The organism is Erythrobacter sp. HL-111 (assembly GCF_900105095.1).
Classification (GTDB): domain Bacteria; phylum Pseudomonadota; class Alphaproteobacteria; order Sphingomonadales; family Sphingomonadaceae; genus Erythrobacter.
Map to the genome: position 1 here is coordinate 1,171,939 of NZ_LT629743.1, position 20,054 is coordinate 1,191,992.

Annotated in this window: 20 protein-coding genes and 1 pseudogene; 12 read left to right on the forward strand and 9 right to left on the reverse strand. The window is 68.2% G+C overall.

Features of this window, described 5'->3' with window-relative positions; all coding sequences use genetic code 11:
- Positions 1-71 precede the first annotated feature (71 nt).
- From BLU08_RS05560 to kdsA, 3 genes and pseudogenes are all read left to right on the forward strand, one after another.
- A complete protein-coding gene (locus tag BLU08_RS05560; RefSeq protein WP_090196473.1) occupies positions 72-1,061 on the forward strand; it encodes an SIS domain-containing protein in 990 nt (329 codons plus the stop codon).
- Between the two features lie 4 nt (positions 1,062-1,065).
- Positions 1,066-2,376: a cytidylyltransferase domain-containing protein gene (locus BLU08_RS05565; protein ID WP_233996102.1), complete on the forward strand. Its 1,311-nt coding sequence runs from the start codon at positions 1,066-1,068 to the stop codon at positions 2,374-2,376.
- A gap of 11 nt (positions 2,377-2,387) precedes the next feature.
- Positions 2,388-3,200: pseudogene (gene kdsA, locus BLU08_RS05570) on the forward strand (3-deoxy-8-phosphooctulonate synthase); the annotation flags it as partial.
- A 20-nt stretch (positions 3,201-3,220) separates the two neighbouring features.
- On the opposite strand, the gene BLU08_RS05575 reads toward kdsA, so the two are convergent.
- From BLU08_RS05575 to BLU08_RS05600, 6 genes are all read right to left on the reverse strand, one after another.
- Complete coding sequence (locus tag BLU08_RS05575; RefSeq protein ID WP_090196484.1) at positions 3,221-4,177, reverse strand: NAD(P)/FAD-dependent oxidoreductase; 957 nt, start codon at positions 4,175-4,177, stop codon at positions 3,221-3,223.
- A 38-nt stretch (positions 4,178-4,215) separates the two neighbouring features.
- Complete coding sequence (gene egtD, locus BLU08_RS05580) at positions 4,216-5,220, reverse strand: L-histidine N(alpha)-methyltransferase (RefSeq protein ID WP_090196487.1); 1,005 nt, start codon at positions 5,218-5,220, stop codon at positions 4,216-4,218.
- Between the two features lie 4 nt (positions 5,221-5,224).
- Positions 5,225-6,523 (reverse strand): ergothioneine biosynthesis protein EgtB, encoded by a 1,299-nt coding sequence (gene egtB / locus BLU08_RS05585; protein ID WP_233996103.1) that lies wholly within the window; start codon positions 6,521-6,523, stop codon positions 5,225-5,227.
- A 159-nt stretch (positions 6,524-6,682) separates the two neighbouring features.
- On the reverse strand, positions 6,683-6,868 hold the full coding sequence (locus BLU08_RS05590; RefSeq protein ID WP_090196492.1) for a hypothetical protein: 186 nt from the start codon (positions 6,866-6,868) through the stop codon (positions 6,683-6,685).
- 63 nt (positions 6,869-6,931) lie between these two features.
- Complete coding sequence (locus BLU08_RS05595) at positions 6,932-8,347, reverse strand: class II 3-deoxy-7-phosphoheptulonate synthase (RefSeq protein ID WP_090201060.1); 1,416 nt, start codon at positions 8,345-8,347, stop codon at positions 6,932-6,934.
- 114 nt (positions 8,348-8,461) lie between these two features.
- A complete protein-coding gene (locus BLU08_RS05600) occupies positions 8,462-11,497 on the reverse strand; it encodes a pitrilysin family protein (protein WP_090196495.1) in 3,036 nt (1,011 codons plus the stop codon).
- Positions 11,498-11,611: 114 nt separating this feature from the next.
- Here BLU08_RS05600 and BLU08_RS05605 point away from each other — a divergent pair, with 114 nt between their 5' ends.
- The 7 genes from BLU08_RS05605 (at position 11,612) to BLU08_RS05635 (ending at position 16,142) form a co-directional block, all read left to right on the forward strand.
- Complete coding sequence (locus tag BLU08_RS05605) at positions 11,612-12,190, forward strand: NifU family protein (RefSeq protein WP_090196499.1); 579 nt, start codon at positions 11,612-11,614, stop codon at positions 12,188-12,190.
- Between the two features lie 26 nt (positions 12,191-12,216).
- A complete protein-coding gene (locus BLU08_RS05610; protein ID WP_090196503.1) occupies positions 12,217-12,825 on the forward strand; it encodes a malonic semialdehyde reductase in 609 nt (202 codons plus the stop codon).
- Between the two features lie 62 nt (positions 12,826-12,887).
- Complete coding sequence (gene tsaB, locus BLU08_RS05615) at positions 12,888-13,547, forward strand: tRNA (adenosine(37)-N6)-threonylcarbamoyltransferase complex dimerization subunit type 1 TsaB (RefSeq protein WP_090196507.1); 660 nt, start codon at positions 12,888-12,890, stop codon at positions 13,545-13,547.
- The gene (locus BLU08_RS05620; RefSeq protein WP_233996104.1) at positions 13,544-14,050 is read left to right on the forward strand and encodes a GNAT family N-acetyltransferase; all 507 of its coding nucleotides are present in this window, start codon (positions 13,544-13,546) and stop codon (positions 14,048-14,050) included. The genes tsaB and BLU08_RS05620 overlap by 4 nt, the downstream gene beginning before the upstream one ends.
- A gap of 127 nt (positions 14,051-14,177) precedes the next feature.
- Positions 14,178-14,615 carry a MucR family transcriptional regulator gene (locus BLU08_RS05625; protein WP_090196511.1) on the forward strand — a complete coding sequence of 146 codons (438 nt, stop codon included), beginning with the start codon at positions 14,178-14,180 and terminating at the stop codon, positions 14,613-14,615.
- A 188-nt stretch (positions 14,616-14,803) separates the two neighbouring features.
- Positions 14,804-15,226: a Fur family transcriptional regulator gene (locus tag BLU08_RS05630; protein ID WP_090201064.1), complete on the forward strand. Its 423-nt coding sequence runs from the start codon at positions 14,804-14,806 to the stop codon at positions 15,224-15,226.
- A complete protein-coding gene (locus BLU08_RS05635; protein ID WP_090196513.1) occupies positions 15,219-16,142 on the forward strand; it encodes a 1-acyl-sn-glycerol-3-phosphate acyltransferase in 924 nt (307 codons plus the stop codon). The genes BLU08_RS05630 and BLU08_RS05635 overlap by 8 nt, the downstream gene beginning before the upstream one ends.
- A 21-nt stretch (positions 16,143-16,163) precedes the next feature.
- Here BLU08_RS05635 and BLU08_RS05640 read toward each other — a convergent pair whose 3' ends face one another.
- The 3 genes from BLU08_RS05640 to ybeY form a co-directional block, all read right to left on the reverse strand.
- On the reverse strand, positions 16,164-17,048 hold the full coding sequence (locus BLU08_RS05640; protein WP_090196517.1) for a LysR substrate-binding domain-containing protein: 885 nt from the start codon (positions 17,046-17,048) through the stop codon (positions 16,164-16,166).
- 93 nt (positions 17,049-17,141) lie between these two features.
- Complete coding sequence (locus BLU08_RS05645) at positions 17,142-18,104, reverse strand: hemolysin family protein (protein ID WP_090196521.1); 963 nt, start codon at positions 18,102-18,104, stop codon at positions 17,142-17,144.
- Positions 18,105-18,114: 10 nt separating this feature from the next.
- Positions 18,115-18,612 carry an rRNA maturation RNase YbeY gene (gene ybeY, locus BLU08_RS05650; protein ID WP_090196524.1) on the reverse strand — a complete coding sequence of 166 codons (498 nt, stop codon included), beginning with the start codon at positions 18,610-18,612 and terminating at the stop codon, positions 18,115-18,117.
- A gap of 385 nt (positions 18,613-18,997) precedes the next feature.
- Here ybeY and BLU08_RS05655 point away from each other — a divergent pair, with 385 nt between their 5' ends.
- Positions 18,998-19,240: a hypothetical protein gene (locus BLU08_RS05655; RefSeq protein ID WP_090196527.1), complete on the forward strand. Its 243-nt coding sequence runs from the start codon at positions 18,998-19,000 to the stop codon at positions 19,238-19,240.
- Positions 19,241-19,324: 84 nt separating this feature from the next.
- Positions 19,325-19,753 (forward strand): hypothetical protein, encoded by a 429-nt coding sequence (locus tag BLU08_RS05660; protein WP_090196532.1) that lies wholly within the window; start codon positions 19,325-19,327, stop codon positions 19,751-19,753.
- Positions 19,754-20,054: the final 301 nt, after the last annotated feature.

Genomic DNA, 20,054 nt, shown 5'->3' on the forward strand with positions numbered 1-20,054 from the left:
GTCATGCCTGTCACGCCTGTCACGCCTCCCCTTCCCCGATCGATCCCGGCGCGCCCTGCGCGCGTGTCCGCATGAACGCCCTTGCCAACGTCCGGGCAGGCCGCGCCGACCTTTCGGCCGGGTGGTTCAGCCGCGTGATCGCGGCCGAGCGCGACGCGCTTTCGGCCTTTCTCGCGGCCCCGCCGGAGGGCGTGGCGGACGTCGTCGCGCTGCTGGCGGCGCAGCGCCAGCCGGTCATCCTCACCGGGATCGGCAAGTCGGCCCATGTCGCGGCCAAGCTCGCGGCGACCTTCTCCAGCCTCGGCACCCCCGCCCTCTTCGTCAACGCGGCCGAGGCGGCGCATGGCGACCTCGGCGCCATCGCGGCGGGCAGTACCGTCATCGCCCTGTCGAACAGCGGATCGACCGACGAGATCCTGCGGATCCTGCCGCTGCTGAGGGCGCGGTCCTGCACTCTTGTCGGGATCGTCGGCCGGCGCGACACCCCGCTCGCGCGGGCGGTCGATCACCTCATCCCCGCCGAAGTCGCGGCCGAGGCGGACCATCTCGGCATGGCGCCGACCGCGAGCACGACGCTCCACCTCGCGATCGGGGACGCTCTCGCCGTGGCGGTGAGCCGGACGCGGGGCTTCACGCGCGAGGATTTCCTCGCCCACCACCCCGCTGGCCTGCTGGGCCGGCGGGCGATCCCGGTGCGGGCGATCATGCGGCGCGGCGAGGACGTGCCGCGGGTGAGCCCGCACACCGATCTCGTCGACCTCCTGGCGATCATGTCGGCAAAGCGCATGGGCGCGGCCTGCGTCCTGGGCGATGACGACCTGCTCACCGGCATCGTCGTCGACGGGGACGTCCGCCGCCACCTGCAGGCGGGGCCGCAGGTCAAGGGCGTGAAGGCGGCAGACCTGATGCAGACGGCCCCGGTGACCCTGCCCGCCGATGCCACGATCGGCGATGCCCTGTTGATGCGCGAAGGCGCGCAGGCCGGGTGGCTGGTCCTGCCCGTGGTCGATGCGGCAGGCCGACTCGAGGGGATGGTGCACGCCCATGACCTGTTCGGCTGAATCCATGAGGATCGTCGCCTTCGTCCCGGCCAAGGGCACCAGCGAACGCCTGCCGGGCAAGAATGGCGCGATCCTCGACGGGGATCACCTTTTCCGGCGCAAGCTCGTCCAGGCGCTCGACTGCGGGAAGATCACCGAAGTCTGCCTCGATACCGAATGCGACAGGCTGGCAGGGCTTGCCGAAGACCTGCCGGTTTCGCGGCTCAGGCGGCCCGGCACGCTCGCAAGCAACGCGGTGGACGGTCACGAACTGTTCGCCTGGGAATGCCGCCAGCGTCCCGCTGCCGACATCTGGATCCAGCTCCCGTGCACTGCGCCCTTCGTCGGCGCGGAGACGATCGCGCGCGCAATCGAGGCGCTACTGGCCGACCCCGCGGCCGACAGCCTCGTCGGGGTCGGCCGCGCGCGGCATTTCTGCTGGAGCGGCGGACGCCCCGCCTATGGAGAGGGACGCATCCCCAACAGCACCGACCTTCCCGACAGCGTGATCGAGGCGATGAGCCTCTACCTGGTCCGCGCCGCGCCCGGGGGAGAGCCGCCGACGCGCCGGTTCGGGAAACGGCCCATCCTCTTCGAACTCGACCCGCTCGAACAGGTCGACATCGACACGCCGGCGGATTTCGCTTTCGCCGAAACCATCGCCGCGGGCCTCAGGAGCCGCGAGGCCCTGCGGTTTCGCGCGATCGCGCCGCACCTTTCCTCGGGGGTGCTCGCCGACATCTGCAAGGAAAAGGGCATCGCGGCGGTCCTGCCCGCGCGCATCCGGCCCACCGGCGGCGGGCGGATCCTCGGCCGCGCGCGCACGCTCGAACTCGCCGCGCTCGACCAGGCAGGGCGCACCGCGGGCTGGGAAGGCATCTACGGCGCGCTCGATTCCTACCGCTTCGTGCGGCAGGGCGACGTGATCGTGGTCGCGAACCCGGTCGCGCAGCGCGCCTATTTCGGCGATCTCAACGCCAATCTCGCGATCCGTTCGGGCGCGGTCGGGGCCGTCATCGACGGCATGACGCGCGACACGGCCGAGGTCCGGCGGCTCGGCTTCCCGGTCTTCGCCCACGGCAGCCACTGCGACGACATCAAGTTCGAGGGGACGCTGCGCGCGATGAACCGGCCGATCGCCATCGGCCGGGTTCCCGTCGCCAATGACGACGTGGTCTTCGCCGACGAGGACGGCGTGGTGATCGTCCCCCGCGCCCGCTGGAGCGAGATCGAGGCCGCCGCCTTCGCCGCGATCGAGAACGAGGCCCGCATCCGGATCAGCGCGGCGCGCGGGGCCGAGGTGGGCGACATCCTCGCCCGCTTCGGGACATTCTAGGAGACACGCCCATGCGAGAAGTGCCGATCGGCCCCTTGCGCCTTTCGAACGAACGGCCGCTCGTCCTCATCGCCGGGCCCTGCGCGATGGAGAGCCGCGCCCACGCGCTCGAAATGGCCGGCGCGCTGGTCGAGCTGTGCGGCGCGCTCGGGCTGGGGCTCGTCTACAAGTCGTCCTTCGACAAGGGCAATCGCACCTCGATCGCCTCGCCGCGCGGGCTCGGCCTTGCCCGGTGCCTCGACGTCTTCGCCGAGATCCGCGAACGGTTCGGCTGTCCGGTCATCACCGATGTCCACGAACCGCACCAGTGCGCGCCCGTCGCCGAGGTCGCCGACGCGCTCCAGATCCCGGCCTTCCTGTGCCGCCAGACCGACCTCCTCGTCGCCGCCGCGCGCACGGGCCGGGCGGTCAATGTCAAGAAGGGTCAGTTCCTCGCGCCCTGGGACATGAAGAACGTCGCGGACAAGCTGGTCGCGAGCGGCAACGAGCGCGTGCTGCTGTGCGAGCGGGGGACGAGCTTCGGTTACAACACGCTCGTCAACGACATGCGCGCCCTGCCGATCATGGCGGCGACGGGCTTTCCCGTGGTGTTCGATGCGACCCATTCGGTGCAGCAGCCGGGCGGGCTCGGGGCAAGTTCGGGCGGACAGCGGCAATTCGTCGGGGCGCTCGCCCGGGCAGCGGTCGCGATCGGCGTCGCGGCGGTCTTCATCGAGACCCACGAACAGCCGGACCGCGCGCCGAGCGACGGGCCGAACATGGTGCCGCTCAGGGACCTGCCGGCGCTGCTGGAGGGGCTGATGGCGCTCGACCGGCTGGCGAAGCCGTTGACTGACACCGCAGGTCACGAGGCGGCGAGCACCCGCTCCGCCAGCGCCCGGCCCGAGAGGAAGGCCCCCTCGACCCGCGGCGAATGGAGCCAATCGCCCGCCACCCCGATCCTTGCGGCGGGATCGTAGCGCGCCGGGGCGCCGCCGAGACTTGCGGGCATGGCATAGAGCCAGCGGTGCGCGGCGAGGTGGAGCGGCTCGGGCACGCGCGTGCCGCTCGCCGCGCGGAAATCGGCGAGGAGGAGGCGGGCGACCTCGTCCTTGTCCACGTCGAGCAATTCGCGGCTGCGCGCGGGGCTTGCATGGATCACCCAGGTTTCCGCCCCTGCCCGGCCGGGCTTGGCCGAATTGCGCGCGGCCCAGGCGATCGGACCCTCCCCGCCGCGCAGGGTGTCGGCGGCAAGGTCGAGCCTTTCGGCAAAGCCCGCCATCGCCGCCCAGCAAGGCTCGGACACGACTTCCCGCGCAAGCTCCGCAAAAGCGGGAGCCGCTTCCGTCAGCAGCTCGGCGGCCTGTTCGGCCGGAATCGCGACAAGCAGGGTGCGCGCCGCGAAGGCTTCGGCGCCCGCCTCGATCCGCCATTCGTCGCCATCGCGCGCCGCCCGCTCGGCCCGCACGGACCAGCGCACGGCGACTTCGCCCGCCATCGCCCTGATCGGACCGTTCATCCCGGGCGTGCCGACGAAGGCGTCTTCGCCCGCCGCGGGCCAGCGTGCCGCCGCGCCGGCCTTTTCCCATTCCGCCACCGCCTCGCGGAAGGCGGGATCGCGGGCGGTGAAATATTGCGCGCCGTGGTCGAAGGAGACGGTCTCGCCCTCCATCTCCGCGCGGCGCGCGGCCATGCGTCCACCGGGGCCGCGGCCCTTGTCGATCAGGGCGACCTCGCGGCCGGCCCGGGCGAGGCGCGTGGCGCAGGCGAGCCCGGCCATGCCGGCGCCTATGACGAGAATGTCGTGGGAATGCGTGTTCATCGCGGCCCCAACGCGCTCACCCGCAAGCGGTTTCCGGCTTACGGCGCGCTGCGCGGGGGCCGGGCCTCGGCAAGGATCATAGAGAATCGTTCCTCGGCGTCGAGCCAGCGCCGCACCGGCTCCCACCCGCCCGCGAGCAGCAGCATGTTCGAGGTGCGCCGATTGAACTTGTGACTGTTCTCGGTGTGGATCGTCTCGCCCTTTTCCATCCCGAAGGCCTCCCCGCTGACGGTGAAGCCGATCGCCTCCTGCGCGACGAGATGCATTTCGATCCGCGCATAATCGTCGTTCCAGCGCGCCTCGTGGCGCAGCTTGTCGAGGGGAATGTCGCCTTCGAGTTCGCGGTTGATCCGGCGCACGAGGTTGCAATTGAATTCCGCCGTCACCCCGGCCGCATCGTCATAGGCGGCGACCAGCACGTCCTCGTCCTTGATCAGGTCCATCCCGATGAGCAGCTGCGCGCCGGTGCCCCCCTCGTTTTCCCGATAGAGCGTCTCGCGCATCGAGCGCAGCAGGTCGACCGCGGTGCGCGCGACCATGTTGCCGATGGTCGAGCCGGGAAAGAAGCCGAGCTTCGGCTGGTCCGCGACCTCTTCGGGCAGTTCGACGCGGCGCATGAAATCGACCTCGACCGGATGGACCGGCAGCCCCGGGAACTTCTGCGCGAGATCGGCCGCCGCCGCGCGCAGGAAATCGCCCGCGATGTCGAGCGGGACGTAGGAGGCCGGTTCGATCGCGGAGAGCAGCAGCGGCGTCTTGACCGAAGAGCCCGAGCCGAATTCGACCACCGCCCGGCCCGGCCCGATCAGGTCCGCGAATTCCGCCGCGCGGGTCTGCAGGATCTCGGTTTCGGCGCGGGTCGGGTAATATTCGGGGAGCCTGGTGATGTCTTCGAACAGCTGCGAGCCCGCATCGTCGTAGAGCCAGCGCGCCGGGATCGCCTTGGGCGAGGCGCTCAGGCCCTCCAGCACGTCGCCCCGGAAGGCGAGATCGACCCCGCTCGCGTCTCGCTGGACCAGTGCCAGCCCCTTGTTCGTCATCATGCCCTCAAAGATCCCTTGCAAGCCGCAGCCCGGTGAACTGCCATTGCTGGTGCGGATAGAAGAAATTGCGGTAGGAAGCGCGCGAATGGCCGCGCACGGTGGCGCAGCTCGCCCCCTTGAGGACGAACTGCCCGCTCATGAACTTGCCGTTGTATTCGCCCACCGCACCTTTCGCGGGCTCGAAGCGGGGATATGGCAGGTAGGCGGAACGGGTGAACTGCCAGCAATCGCCGAACAGGTCGGTCCCGCCGCGGGGGGCCGGCGGGCCGGCGGAATCGAGCTGGTTGCCGGCGCCCGCGTCATGCGCGGACCGCTCGCTCGAACCGTCCTGCCCGCGCGCGATCGCTTCCCATTCGAACTCGGTCGGAAGTCGCGCTCCGGCCCAGCTGGCGAAGGCATCGGCCTCGAAGTAATTGATGTGGGCGACGGGCGCGTTCGGGTCGCGCTCCTGCCAGCCGGCATGGGTGAAGGCTTCCTCCTCGCGCCAGTAGAGCGGCGCGCGTGCGCCCGTTTCCTTCACCCAGGCCCAACCGTCGGAAAGCCAGAGCGCAGCGGTCTCATAACCGCCATCGGCGATGAATTCGTCCCATTCGCCGTTCGTCACCAGCCGGTCGGCGAGCGCGAAGGGTTCGAGCAGCACGCGGTGGCGCGGGCCTTCGTTGTCGAAGGCGAAACCGGTTCCGTCATGCCCGACCAGCGCGACGCCGCCAGGATGTTCGTGCCAGCCGCGAGCCTCTTGCGAGTCTCCGCCCGCGCGCGGACCCGGCTGCGGCCACATCGCGGGGCCGAGCGGATTGTGCCACAGCGCGTGCTTGATGTCGGTCAGCAGCAATTCGATGTGCTGTTGTTCGTGCGCGATGCCGAGCCGGATGAGGTCCTCGCACGCCGGATCGGCAAGCAGCGGCTCCATCGCCTCGTTCACCCGCGCCCGCCATTCGAGCACTTCGCCGAGCGTCGGCCGCGACAGCAGGCCGCGCGAAAAGCGGGCGATGCGCGCGCCTTCCGCCTCGTAATAGGAATTGAACAGGAACGGCCAGTCCGCGTCGTGGCGTTCGTAGCCCGGCACATGGTCGCGCAGCAGGAAGGTTTCCCAGAACCATGTCGTGTGCGCGAGATGCCACTTGGCGGGACTGGCATCCTCCATCGACTGGATCGTCGCATCGGCATCGCCGAGCGGTTCGACCAGCGCCTCGCTCAGCGCGCGGGTCGCGGCGAAGCTTTCGGCAAGCGCTGGCGCGGCCTGGCCCGGGTCAGGAAGGGACGGCTTGCCGGCAGGCGTCCCGGACGGAAGGGATCGGGTCACGGGGCGACCTCCTCGCATCGGCCGGACCGCAGGGAATGGGCCCGTTCGGATGCCGACATGAAGGAAACGCGGCCGGATTGAAAGGGTTGCGCGCAATTCGGGCGGTCGCGCGATGCGCCGTGCCTGACGCACGCCGGACCGTTACCCGGTCCGGGCCGTTCAGGCCCTGCGCCGCGTCTCGCGCAGGGCGTCAAGCTCGGCCCGCATCCGCCTCGCCCGCTCCCGCGCCGCCCGCGCCGCGGCCCGGACCTCGCGGCGGGCGGCGATGATCGGGCGCAGCGCGGCGACGGCGGTGCAGCCGATCGCAAGGCCGGCGGCAAGGAGGAACAGATCGAAGGCGGGCATGGCGGGGCGATCCTGCCCCGGTCATGGCTTGCCTTTGCCCAACGCGGGCCTGCGGATTTGCGCCTAGGCCGCGTCGGCCTTCGCGTCCCGGCCCCGCACGCCATTCGCCCTTTCGCCGTTCGCGCGTTCGAGCGCGACCTCGTTGAGCATTTCGGCGATGCGGAAGGCGAGCTCGAGCGATTGTTCGGCATTGAGCCGCGGGTCGCAATGGGTGTGGTAGCGGTCGCCGAGGCGTTCCTCGGTGATCGCGACCGCGCCGCCGACGCATTCGGTCACGTCCTGCCCGGTCATCTCGATATGGATGCCGCCCGGATGCGTGCCCTCCTCGCGGTGGACGGCGAAGAAGCCCTTCACTTCCCGCAGGATGCGGTCGAAGGGGCGCGTCTTGAAGCCGGTTTCCGACTTCACGACGTTGCCGTGCATCGGATCGCAGCTCCACACCACCGGATGGCCTTCGCGCTTCACCGCACGCACGAGGCGGGGGAGCCCGTCCTCGACCTTGTCGTGGCCGAAGCGGCTGATGAGCGTCATCCGCCCCGGCTCACGGGCGGGATTGAGCGTGTCGAGCAGGCGCAGCAGGTCGTCGGGATCGAGGCTCGGCCCGCACTTCATGCCCAGCGGATTGCCGATGCCGCGCGCCCATTCGACATGGGCGCTGCCCGGAAAGCGCGTGCGGTCGCCGATCCACAGCATGTGTGCGCTGGTCGCGTACCAGTCGCCGGTCAGCGAATCCTGCCGGGTGAGCGCCTGTTCGTAGGGCAGCAGCAGGCCTTCGTGGCTGGTGTAGAAGCTGGTGCCCTGCAATTGCGGCACGGTCGCGGGATCGATCCCGCAGGCCTCCATGAAATCGAGCGCTTCGCCGATCCGGTCGGCGGTCTGGCTGAACTTCTCGGTCCACGGCGTGCGGCCCATGAAATCGAGCGTCCACTGGTGGACCTGCCGGAGATTGGCATAGCCCCCGCCGGCGAAGGCACGCAGCAGGTTGAGGGTCGCGGCGGCCTGCGAATAGGCGCGCAGCATCCGGCCGGGATCGTTGCGCCGCTGGACCGGATCGAATTCGATCCCGTTGATGTTGTCGCCGAAATAGCTCGGCAGGGTGACATCGCCGATCGTCTCGGTGGGCGAGGAGCGCGGCTTGGCGAACTGGCCCGCCATTCGCCCGACCTTCACCACCGGCCGCTTGCTGGCGAAGGTCATGACGACCGCCATCTGCAGCAGCACGCGGAAGGTGTCGCGGATGTTGTTCGGGTGGAACTCGGCGAAGCTTTCCGCGCAGTCCCCGCCCTGCAGCAGGAACGCGTGCCCGTTCGCGACATCGGCGAGGTCCGCCTTGAGCGCGCGCGCCTCGCCCGCGAAGACGAGCGGCGGATAGCTGCCGAGCGTTTCCTCGGTCGCGGCCAGTTCGGCCGCGTCCTCGTAATGCGGCAGGTGCCGCGCCTCGTGGGCCTTCCAGCTGCCCGGTGTCCAGTTTGTCGCCACGTTCAACTCGTTCGCATCCGTGTTCTGCCGAGGGCAGCGCGCCTAGGGCTGCCTGTGACAAGTGTAAAGCCCAATGGCCCCATGCGACAACATCATGTCGCACGGGGCAGCGGTTCAGCGGCCCGTGATCTCCGCCGGTGCCGGCTCTGCGGAGGACGGTTCGGGCGCCACGTCCGGCACCGCGCTCGGCGGCGGGGTGTCGGCAAGCTCCTGGCCTTCGGGGATGACCGCCAGCTTCAGCGGCTCGTTCCGGGCGAAATAACGGTCCGCCAGCAGCAGCATGATCTCCGGCGTAGTCTGCGAATAATCCGCCAGCAGCGAGCGCAGCAGGTTCACGCGCGCCGGATCGGTCGTCGCGCCTTCGAGGTTGTAGAGCCAGAACTGGTTGCCGGTCGAGGCGCGCCGGATCCGCTCGGCGAGCGGGGCCGTGACGCGTTCCAGCTCGTCGGCGGTCGGCGCCTCGGTCGCAAGATCGGTCGCGATCTTGTCGGCGGCGGCGAAGAAGAAGGGCACGAATTCCGGTTCGAGCTGGGCGAGCGCGGTGATCCGGCCGCCTTCTGGCAGGTCCTCGGGCCACTTGGAGAAGACCTGCGGCGAATAGCTCGCCCCGGTCTCTTCGCGCAGGGCGTCCATCAGGCGGTTGTTGAAGACCTGGATCAGGATCTCGAGCTGGCGCGCCTCGCGGATGCGGGCCATGCCGCCCGCGCTCGGCCAGGTCACGGCCGCAGCGGCCTGGTCCGGATCGCCGCGATGGTAACGCACGACCGGCGCTTCGCCTGCGGGCGGGAAATCGGGCACGCGCGCGGCGACCTCTTCCGGGATCGGCTGGCGATCGGGCAGCGCGCCGAAAGTGGTGCGGAGCTTTTCGACGATCGCTTCCTTGTCGAACTGGCCGAACACCAGCACCTCGACCGGGCCCTGCGCCAGCAGCGGCTCCCACACCTCGCGGAAGCGTTCCGGCGTGACGCCTTCGAGCGCCTGCGGGTCGGGCGTGGCGAAACGCGGGTCCATGTCGGTCTGGATGTATTCGAGATCCCGCGCGATGATCCCGCCGGGGCTGGTGGCGAAGGTGTTGTAGGCGAGTTCGGCCGCGGCCTTCGCCCGCTTCACCGGGGCGAGGTCCCAGCGCGGCATCCCGAGCTTGGCGGCGAAGAGGTAGAGCTGGTCGGCGACGTCCTCGGGCCGGGTCTGCGCGGTGAAGTTGAACACCGCATCGTCGATCCCGAATTCGAAGCCGAGCTTGCGACCCGTGGCGAGCCGGTCGAGCTGTTCCTGCCCGAGTTCGCCCAGCCCGGAGCCGACCAGCGCGACCTCGCCCAGCGGGGCATAGACCGCGCTCGATTCGTCGAAAGCACGATAGCCCGCGCCGAACCGCACCCGCACCGTCGCCCGCCCAGACTCGGCGTCATTGGCCCAGACCAGCGCCTTGACCCCGTTGTCGAAGGCGATCTGTTCGACCTCGAGGATGCCGAGCGGCTCGCGGCTGACGATCGTGCCGGGTTCGCCGACGGGCGGAAGATCGGAGAAATCGATGCTCGCCGCCGCCAGCCGTGCGCTCGGATCGGCCGCGACCTCGCGCGACAGGGCGAGCTTCAGCGCGTTCTCGTCCGCCTCGCCCTCGGCGGGCGTGACATAGACCGAGCGGGTGACCGTGCCTTCGAACAGCGCGCGCGTGCGCTCGAGCACCTCGGCCGGATTGAGCCGGTCCTTCATGCCGCGGAACACGTCGAGCACGACTTCGGGCGCGGCGACGGTTTCGCGGATGTCGACCGCGTTGACGAGGTTGTCGGCCAGCTCGCTTCCCGCCTGGACGCTGCGCTGTTCGACCTGGTTGGCGAAGACCACGTCGAATTCGGCCACTTCGCGGTCGATCTCTTCCTGCGTCGGCGGGTTGGCGAGCGCGTCGGCGATCACGGCGCGCACGTCGGCGAGCGCGGCCTGCCAGTCGCCGGTGAGCGGAGCGAAGCTGACGAAGGTGGCATCGGCCGAACGCGAGATGTCCTCCTGCCGGACCGAGGCGTAGAGATAGCTTCCCCCGGCGCGGGCGCGGGATTCGAGGCGGCGGTTGATGATCGCCTGCGCGACCGCGTCGAGCAGCAGGCCCTCGTTGTAGACGATCGTGTCGTCGACCTTCCGCCACGGGCGCATCACCGCATAGGTGAGGTTGCGCGGCAGGTCGGGCTCGGTCGCGACGCCGAGCTGGCCGATCGGCGCGACCGCGACGGGGTTTTCCGGGGCGCCCGCGGGCGGCAGCGGGTCGCCGAATTCGGGCGCGACGCCCGGCTCGCCGGTGCCCTGCCAGTCGCCGAACCACTGTTCGATCAGCCCGGCAAGGATCTGCGGGTCGGCGTCGCCGGCGACGACGATAACCGTGTTTTCCGGGCGGTACCAGCGATCGTAGAACGCCTTGACGCTGGCGCCATCGGCGGCGCGCAGGGTTTCGACCGTTCCGATCGGATTGCGCGTGGCGAGGCGCTGGCCCGCGAACAGGGTCTGCCGCGTGAGGTCCGCGACGCGCTGCCCCGCCCCGCCCCGCTCGCGCTTTTCGGCAAGGACGATCGGGCGTTCGGCGGCGACGTTCGTATCGTCCAGCACCGGCTCGCGGATCATGCCCGAGAGGAGCTTGAAGCTTTCGTTCAGCTTGGCCCGGTCGATGTTCGGGATGTCGAGCTTGTAGGCGGTGTGGGTCGGGCTCGTCTCGGCGTTGGCGTCGGCCCCGAAGGTCGCGCCGAGACGCTGCCACGCCGCGATCGCCTCGGCCTTGCCGAGATACTTGCTTTCTCGGAACAGGAGATGTTCGAGCAGGTGCGCGAAGCCCTGTTCGTCGTCGTCCTCGTGCAGCGAGCCGGCATCGATTCGCACCCGGATCGAGACCTGGCCCGGCGGCACGCCGTTGCGCCTGACGGCATAGCGCAATCCGTTTTCCATCTCGCCGAACAGCCATTCGCGGTCGACGGGGACATTGCTGCCTTCGTAGAGCCAGGGCGTCTCCTCGCCCTTCTGGAGCGCCGTGGGCGCGGGGATCGCGGGTTCGGCCGGGGCATCGACCTGCGCTGGCGCTTCCGCCTCCTGGGCGGAAACGGGAGCGAAAAGCGCGAGCGGAGCGACAAGAAGCGAAAGGGCAGCGGCGGCCCGGACCGGGAGGTTCATTGCGCCGCTATAGGGCGAAGCGGCATGAAGGGCCAGTGAATGCGCCCACGGCAATCGCGTCGAATCCGTGAAAGACCGTTGGCATGGCCGCGCATCGATACTATATCTCACGTCATGTTCATCGAGACCGAAACCACCCCGAACCCCGCCAGCCTCAAGTTCCTGCCGGGTCGCACCGTCATGCCCACGGGCACGCGCGAATTCGCCTCGCCCGAAGCGGCGGAGGCGAGCCCGCTCGCCCAGGCGCTGTTCGACACGGGCGAGGTGGTGAACGTCTTCTACGGCTGGGACTTCGTGACCGTCACCGCCGCGCCGGGCGTCGACTGGAGCGCGCTCAAACCGCAGGTGGTGGCGATCCTGCTCGATCACTTCGTCTCCGAGGCGCCGCTGTTCAAGGGCGGCAATGCCGATGGCATCGCCGTCCCGCCCGAAGAGGAAATGGTGGTCGAATCCGACGAGGCCGATGCCGACACCGTCGCCGCGATCCACGAACTGCTCGAAACCCGCGTGCGCCCCGCGGTCGCGGGCGACGGCGGCGACATCGCCTATCGCGGGTTCAAGGACGGCGTGGTCTATCTCACCCTGCAGGGCGCCTGTTCGGGCTGCCCGTCGAGCACGGCGACGCTCAAGCAGGGCATCGAAAGCCTGCTGAAACATTACGTCCCGGAAGTCGTTGAAGTGCGAGCAGCCTGACCTTCACGCCACTTCACGGGGCCATCATGACCAAGCAGTTTCACGACCACGTCCTTTCGGACGAGGCGCTCGACCAGATCTTCAACGAAGCGCGCACCTACAATGGCTGGCTCGACAAGGACGTGTCGGAGGACCAGCTGCACCGGATCTGGAACCTCGCGCGGATGGGGCCGACCTCGGCCAACATGCAGCCGACGCGGATCGTCTGGGTGCGCTCCGAGGCCGAAAAGACGAAGCTGTGCGAATTCGCGGCCGAGGGCAACAAGGCCAAGATCAAGGCCGCGCCCGTCACCGCGGTGATCGGCTACGACATCGACTTCCACGAACAGCTGCCGTGGCTCTTCCCCCATGCCGACGCGAAAAGCTGGTTCGAGGGCGACGAGGACGCGCGCATCGCCCATGCCCGGCGCAATTCCGCGCTGCAGGGCGCCTATCTCATCATCGCCGCGCGCAGCATCGGGCTCGACTGCGGTCCCATGTCGGGCGTCGATCTCGACGCGATCACCGGGCATTTCTTCGCCGACCAGCCGCGCGTGCGGGCCGACTGGGTCTGTTCGATCGGATACGGCGATCCGGAAACCATCTTCGACCGCTCCCCCCGCCCCGAATTCGGGAAGTTCCACCGCATCGTCTGAGGGCGGTTTGCGGGCTCGCTAGCATCTTGCGATGACGCCCGGCTTGGGGCATCGGCTGGCCCATGTCGGCGCGTCCACGCACCCTTGCCATCGAGACCGCGAGCGAGGCCTGTTCGGTTGCCCTGTTCGAGGACGGAACGCTTCTCGCCCGCGAACACGCGGTCCTCGGCCGCGGCCATGCCGAACGCCTGGTCCCGATGATCGCCGGCCTGCCGGGGCGCGGGAAGGCGCAGCGGATCTGCGTCTCCAGGGGACCGGGCAGCTTCACCGGCACCCGCATCGGCATCGCCGCAGGCCGCGCGCTCGCGCTCGCCTGGGGAGCGGAGGTGCTCGGCTATCCCACCCTCGCCCTCGTCGCCGCGATGGCCCGGCGCGACCATCCCGGCGCGCCGGTGACCGTGTGCATGGCCGGCGGGCACGGCGAATGGTTCCTGGCCGATTTCGGGGCCGACGGCCTGCCCCGGGGCGACCTCGTCTCGCTCACCCCCGAAGCCGCGCGGGACCGGCCCGTCCATCCGCTCGTCGCGGGGAGCAAGGCGCGCGAACTGGCGGCCCTGCAAGCGGACGGGGCGCCGGTCGCGCTCGAACTGCTGCCCGATGCGGGCGCGCTCCCCGCCCTGCCGCCCGAACTGCTCACGCGCGAGGTCGGCGCCATCTACGGCCGCCCGCCCGACGCCACGCCGCAGCCCGTGCCCGACCAGCCGCCGAGCCCCGCCAGATGAACCCGCGCGAGCAGCTCGTCGAACAGATCATGGAGGTGATGGAAGCGGCCTTCGATCCCGCTTTCGGCGAGGCCTGGAACCGCCGCCAGGTCGCCGATGCGCTGGTTCTGCCGAGCACTCATGCGCTCGTGCTGGACGCGGGCGGCACCATCATCGCCTCGAGCGACCGGGCCGGCCATGGCGAATGGAGCGCGCAGGCCGATGCCTCCGCCCCGGCCGGCTTCGTGCTTACCCGCCACGCCGCGGGCGAGGAGGAACTGCTGCTGATCGGGGTGGTCCCGCGCTGCCGGCGGCGCGGGCTCGGCCAGATGCTGATCGACCGCCTGTTCGACGCCGCCCGCGCGCGCGGCGCGACCCGCATCTTCCTCGAAATGCGGCGCGGCAATCCGGCGATCAACCTCTATCGCAAGGTCGGATTCGAACCGATCGGGGAGCGGCCCAATTATTACCGGCTCGCCAATGGCAGCCGGGTCGATGCCATTACTTTCGGCCGCTCGATCTAGTCCTCTTTCCCCCTTTATTCGCCCGAATGGAGCCTTTTGCCCGCTTGCATTGCTGTCAAAGCTGCGTCATTGCGCCCAAGTCGGCACCGAGCCGCCAACGCAAGAGCCAAAAGAATCAGAGGAACTCATGCAGGACATGGAAAACGACATGAAGGAAACACTTATCACCCTGACGAGCGATATTGTCGCCGCGCACGTCAGCAACAATGATGTCGCGGTCAGCGATGTCCCGGCGCTGATCACGAATGTTTTCGGTGCGCTTTCGCAACTCGGGGAAGAACAGGAAACCACGCAGGAACCGCCCGAACCGGCCGTGTCGATCCGTTCCTCGGTCAAGCCGGACTACATCGTCTGCCTCGAGGACGGCAAGAAGCTGAAGATGCTCAAGCGCTATCTTCGCACCAACTACAACATGACCCCGGAAGAATACCGCAAGCGCTGGAATCTTCCCGCCGATTACCCGATGGTGGCGCCCAACTACGCCGAAACCCGCCGCGATCTCGCCAAGAAGATCGGCCTCGGGCGCAAGCCGGGTTCGGGCCGCGGAGGCAAGAAGAGCGCATGATCGGCAGGCTGGGCTCGGACAGGGGCGGTGGATTCCTTCGGGTCGCACCGTCTTCCGCCCCTTTTGTCCGAGGCCTGCTTGAGCATCCCGGGGCCTGCCGGTAAGGTCGCCGGCACCCCGTCAGGGCACGCGGCCTGTCGCGGACTCGGCCTCCCCCCTGGCGAACGGGACAGGCGATGGAGACAAGGGTGAGCCAGAAAATCGATCTAGAACAATTATGCGCCGAAAAAGGCCTGCGGATCACCGAACAGCGCCGCGTGATCGCCAAGGTGCTGTCCGAAAGCGACGATCATCCCGACGTCGAACTGCTCCACAGCCGGGCGAGTGCGATCGATCCCAAGATCTCGATCGCGACCGTCTATCGCACCGTGCGCCTGTTCGAGGAGGCGGGGATTCTCGACCGCCACGATTTCGGCGACGGGCGCTCGCGTTACGAACCCGTGCCCGAGGCGCATCACGATCACCTGATCGATGTCGAGACCGGCAAGGTCGTCGAATTCGTCGATCCCGAGGTCGAATCGCTCCAGCGCCAGATCGCCGAACGGCTGGGATACCGGCTGGTCGATCACCGGATGGAGCTTTACGGAGTGCGGCTCTCGCGCGATGACTGACGGCTCGCTCGAAGCCTATGCCGGGCCTGCGGGCGATGCGGCACAGTGGGACTTGCGGGTCGCCGCCGCGCGCGGGGAGAAAACCCCGATTGCGCCGATGGGCTGGGTCCGGGTCATGCTGCGCGCCTCGGCGCTTCTCGGGCTGATGCTGGTGTTCGTCCCGCTCCACTACGCCTTCCGCCTGTTCGCCTACGGCTCGCCCTTCCCCATGCTGTTCCTGCGCTACGCCGCGCGGGTTTCGGGCGCGCGGGTCGAGGTGATCGGCACGCATCTGAAACGCGACGTGTTCTATGTCGCAAACCACGTGTCCTGGGTCGACATCCTCGCCCTGGCCGGGGCTTCGGGCACGGCCTTCGTCGCCAAGGCGGAGCTGGCGCAGGCTCCGCTGGTGGGCTGGCTCGCCTCGCTCAATCGCACCGTTTTCGTGAAGCGCGAACACCGCCTGGGCGTCGCCGAACAGATCAACGCGCTCAAGGAAGCGCTCGCCGACAACTGGTCGGTCACGGTCTTCCCCGAAGGCACGACGACCGACGGGCAATCGCTCCTCCCCTTCAAGACGAGCATGCTGTCCGTGCTCGAACCCCCGCCGCCGGGCGTGCTGGTCCAGCCGGTGCTGCTGGATTACGGCCCGGTCGCCGAATGGATCGGCTGGATCGGCGAGGAAAGCGGGCTCAACAACGCGAAACGGGTGCTGGCACGCAGGGGCAGCTTCCCGCTGCGGATCCAGTTCCTCGAACCCTTCAGCCCGGAAGATTTCCGCGGGCGCAAGGCGATCAGCGTGGAGGCCCGCCGCCGGATCGAGGAAGCGCTCGAAGAAGCGCTGGGCAAGCCGCTGCGCGATTTCGCGCACGATGTGCCGCCGGTGCGCTACGAGGGGCGCAGGGCGGGCGAATCCGCCCCCGAAACGCTGCAATAACGCGGCGCGGCGCGCGGGCGGTCAGAGCCCGGCGCGCACCAGCCAGTCGTGGAACAGCCGCACCGGGCGCAGCTCGAGCGCGTTGGGCTTGCACACGAACCAGTAGGAATAGGGGCTCTGCACCTCGACGCCGGGCAGGTTGGTCAAGCGGTTGTCCGCCGCGCGGCGCAGGTGATCGTCGTGCATTATCGCGATGCCGAGGCCCTGTGCCGCCGCCTCGAGCATCAGCTGGCCCGAATCGTAATGGTCGATCGCGGCGGGCTCCATCTCCTCGAGGTCGTTCGCCTTCTTCCACGCGACGAAGCTCTCGGGCAGTTCGTTGTGGATGAGGAAGGTCTGGCGCGACAGCGCCTCGGGCGTGACCTGCTCGCCGATCGCCGCGGCCACGTCCTTCGAACAGATCGCATGGACGAGATTGTGGTCGAGCCGCACCGCGTGCAGCCCGCTCGCCGGTCCGCGCGACAGGATGATCGCCGCATCGAGCGTGTCGCCCACCCGATCCTCGAGGTGCGGCGCGGTGTCGATGTCGATATGCAGCAGCGGGTGGCGCTTCCTCAGCTCGCCCAGCCGCGGGAACAGGCGCTGGCTCCCGAACATCGGCAGCACGCCCAGGCGCAGGCGCAGCAGCGAGACATTGTCGGACTGGCTTTCCACCGCCCGCGCGAGCGCTTCGAGATGGGGATTGACCGCCTCGTAGAAGGCCTGCCCCTCGTCGGTCAGCTGCATCGACTGGCGCGCGCGGGTGAAGAGTTTCTTGCCGACGAATTCCTCGAGATTGGTGATCCGGCGCGACAGGGCGGAGGGGCTGAGACCGATTTCCTCGGCCGCGGCGCGGGCGGAACCGAGACGCACGGTGCGCATGAAAGCTTCGAGCGCCCGGAGGGGAGGCAGACGACGTGACGGCATGGACGAACTCCTTGGTGGGTGGAGTTACGCTCGTCCAGAGAAATGGATGCAAAAAATCGAAGCAAGCAACATTTTTTTCGCGCTCACGTGCGATTACTGCAAGTGATTCTCACTTTGGAGGGATTCCGCCTCGCGCAGGTGCGGCGCATGGAGGCGCAGGCGCTTGACGTGCGTCTCGTCGCCCTCGGTCACCTCAATGCGCCATCCGCTGGAATGTTCCAGCACCGCGCCGACCGGCGGAACCGCCTCGCCCAGCACGAAGGCGAGCCCGCCCAGCGTATCGACTGCTTCCTCGACCTCCGCGAGGCGCGGATCGACGAGCTCGGCGACATCGTCGAGCTCGGCGCGTGCGTCGCAATCCCACATCCCCTCGCCGATCGGCACGATCAGCGCCTCGGGCGTCTCGTCGTGCTCGTCCTCGATCTCGCCGACGATTTCCTCGACGAGGTCCTCGATCGTGATGAGCCCGTCGGTCCCCGAAAACTCGTCCAACACGATCGCGAGGTGCACCCGGCGCGCGCGCATGTCGGCGAGCACGTCCAGTGCCCCCCGCGTCTGCGGCACGTAGAGCGGCTGGCGCATCAGCACGGTCCAGTCGCGCGGCGGCGTCTTCCCGCTCGCAAGATAGGTGAAAACGTCCTTGACGTGGATCATGCCGATCACGTCGTCGAGCGTGCCGCGATAGACCGGCAGGCGCGAATGGCCGTGTTCGGAAAAGGCCGCGACCAGTTCGTCCCAGCTTATTCCCGCCTCGACCGCGATGATCTCGCCGCGCGGGACGGCGACATCGTCGGCGTCGTTGTCGGAAAAGTGGAGGAGGTTGCGCAGCATCTGCCGCTCGACCGGGGAAAGGTCGCCGTTCCCGCTGCGGGAGCTTTCGGGACGCTCCTCGTCCTCGTTCTCGTCCTCGTGCTCGTCGATCGCCTCTTCGAGCTGCGCGCGCAGGGAACGGTCGCCTTCGCCGAGTCTGAGGGCTTTCCGGATGGCAGGCCCCAGATTGGACCAGAGCCCGCCGGTACTCTCCGCGTCTCCGGAGGGGGATGGGGAATCGGGCATGGCCCTTGCTTTAGACTCCTGTCGTGTCGCGGTCCCCATATGGGTCCGGGATGCCCATTTTTGCAAGGGCCGCGATCTCCAACCGCTCCATCGCCTCGGCCTCGGCATCGCTGGCGACGTGATCGTGGCCGGCAAGGTGGAGCAGGCCGTGGACGAGGAGATGCGCCGCGTGATCCTCTAGGGCGACGCCCTTCTCCGCCGCCTCGCGCGCGCAGGTCCCGTGCGCGAGCGCGATGTCGCCGAGCATCACCGGCGGGCCTTGGGGGGCGAGCGCGAGCAGCTCGCCGCGTTCGAGCATGGGAAAGGACAGCACGTTGGTGGGCTTGTCCCGGTCGCGCCATTCCCGATTGAGCGCATGGACCTCCTCGTCGCAGGTGAACAGGACGCTCACCGCAAGGCGCGCATTGGCAAGCTCGGGCGCGACCTCTCCCGCCGCCTCCGCCGCGCGCGCGGCAAGCGCCTCCCATCGCCCTGAGGGCCAGTCTTCGAGGTCGATGTCGAGTTCCACGACCCCGCCCCTAGCGCGGAACCGGAGAATGGGAAACGGGCCTGCGCCTGCCCGGGCAACGGCGGCTTTTGGAGCGGCGGCTGGCGAGGGCCTTCGGCTGGGGTTGGGTGGTGAACTGCCGTCTGATTGAACCAAAATGACCGCTAGCGGCTAGAGGTGATATTGGGAGGCTCTTGGATTCGACATGCATCACTGAACTCTATCTCCAATCGGCTTTCCAGAGCTTGTATTCGGTGTCGTCAGTAACCATCTCTGTATCAGCTACCAGTCGCAATCGACGGTCCTGAAGGTCGGTAATACGGCCCTCTCTTCTTTCCTTTTCGCCTCTTAGCCCGCGCACAAGCGGTCGATGATGAACGCCCGCGCGAAACGGAAGGAAATTCCGATGACAAACTATGGTAAGATCAAGAGCTACGACAGCGGCAATGGTCGCGGTTCGATCACGCCCGAAAAGGGTGGAGAGGCCCTCGATTTCGTGAAGGCGGATCTCCAGCAGCAGGCCCAGGAACCCAAGGCCGGCCAGCGCTATGGTTACGACACCAGGCAGGTGGACGGCGGGAAACACCAGGCCATCAACCTCCAGCAGGAGCAGGGGCAGCGCGAGCAGGCCATGCAGCAGCAGGGTTGAACCTGAATTCGGGCCGGACACCGGTGAACGGTGGCCGGCCCTCTTTTTTGCATTCCCTGTCCCTTCGCTTGCGGGAGAATAATCATGGACCTGAACGAGCTGCTTCACGCACATCAGGTGGAGGTCATGAAGGCGAGCGCGTCGGGCGATGAGAAAAGCCGCCGGGTCCATTTCCAGAAGGTCGCGATGTATGCCGAATGCATCAGCGATCTGAGAGCAATGCTCGGAAAGGACCGCGGCGCATCGAAGATCAATCAGAACGCGACTTTGGTTTACGGCTCTTACGCCGGGGAACAGGCCTTGTTCGCCGCGGGAACGACGGATCTTGCCAAGTGGGAGGATGAAGGCGGCTCTCTAAACGTGGGCGGCGCTTCCCTGCCAGCCGGGATCACCGTGAGGATCGTCAGGGAATATCACGTAGGCCAATATGTCTACCAAGACCTCAGGCTCGCCGTGGCGGAATTCGAACGACAAGAGGGCCGATCGCCGCTCGTCAACAAGGCGGATGAATAAAAGAGCCAGCTTCGTGCGGCGCTCCGGGCTGCCCCTGCTGCGCCTGCACGGGGCGATCAATCGATGGACCTGCCCGAACGAAAGTGCAGCGCTGCCAGATAAAATCCATCTCGCTCTATCGAGTCGATGATTTGGGCAGGTTCGACCCCGAACCTCGAGCGCCCGCCTATGACGACCTCTGTCAGACCATCGGCTTTCCAGGCAGAGTTTGCTTTCGGCAATCTCGTTCCAGTTATGTCATCGGTGATAGCAGCGGCAGAGCCATCGCGTTCATGAAATCGGTAGTATGGCATTTCGTAAC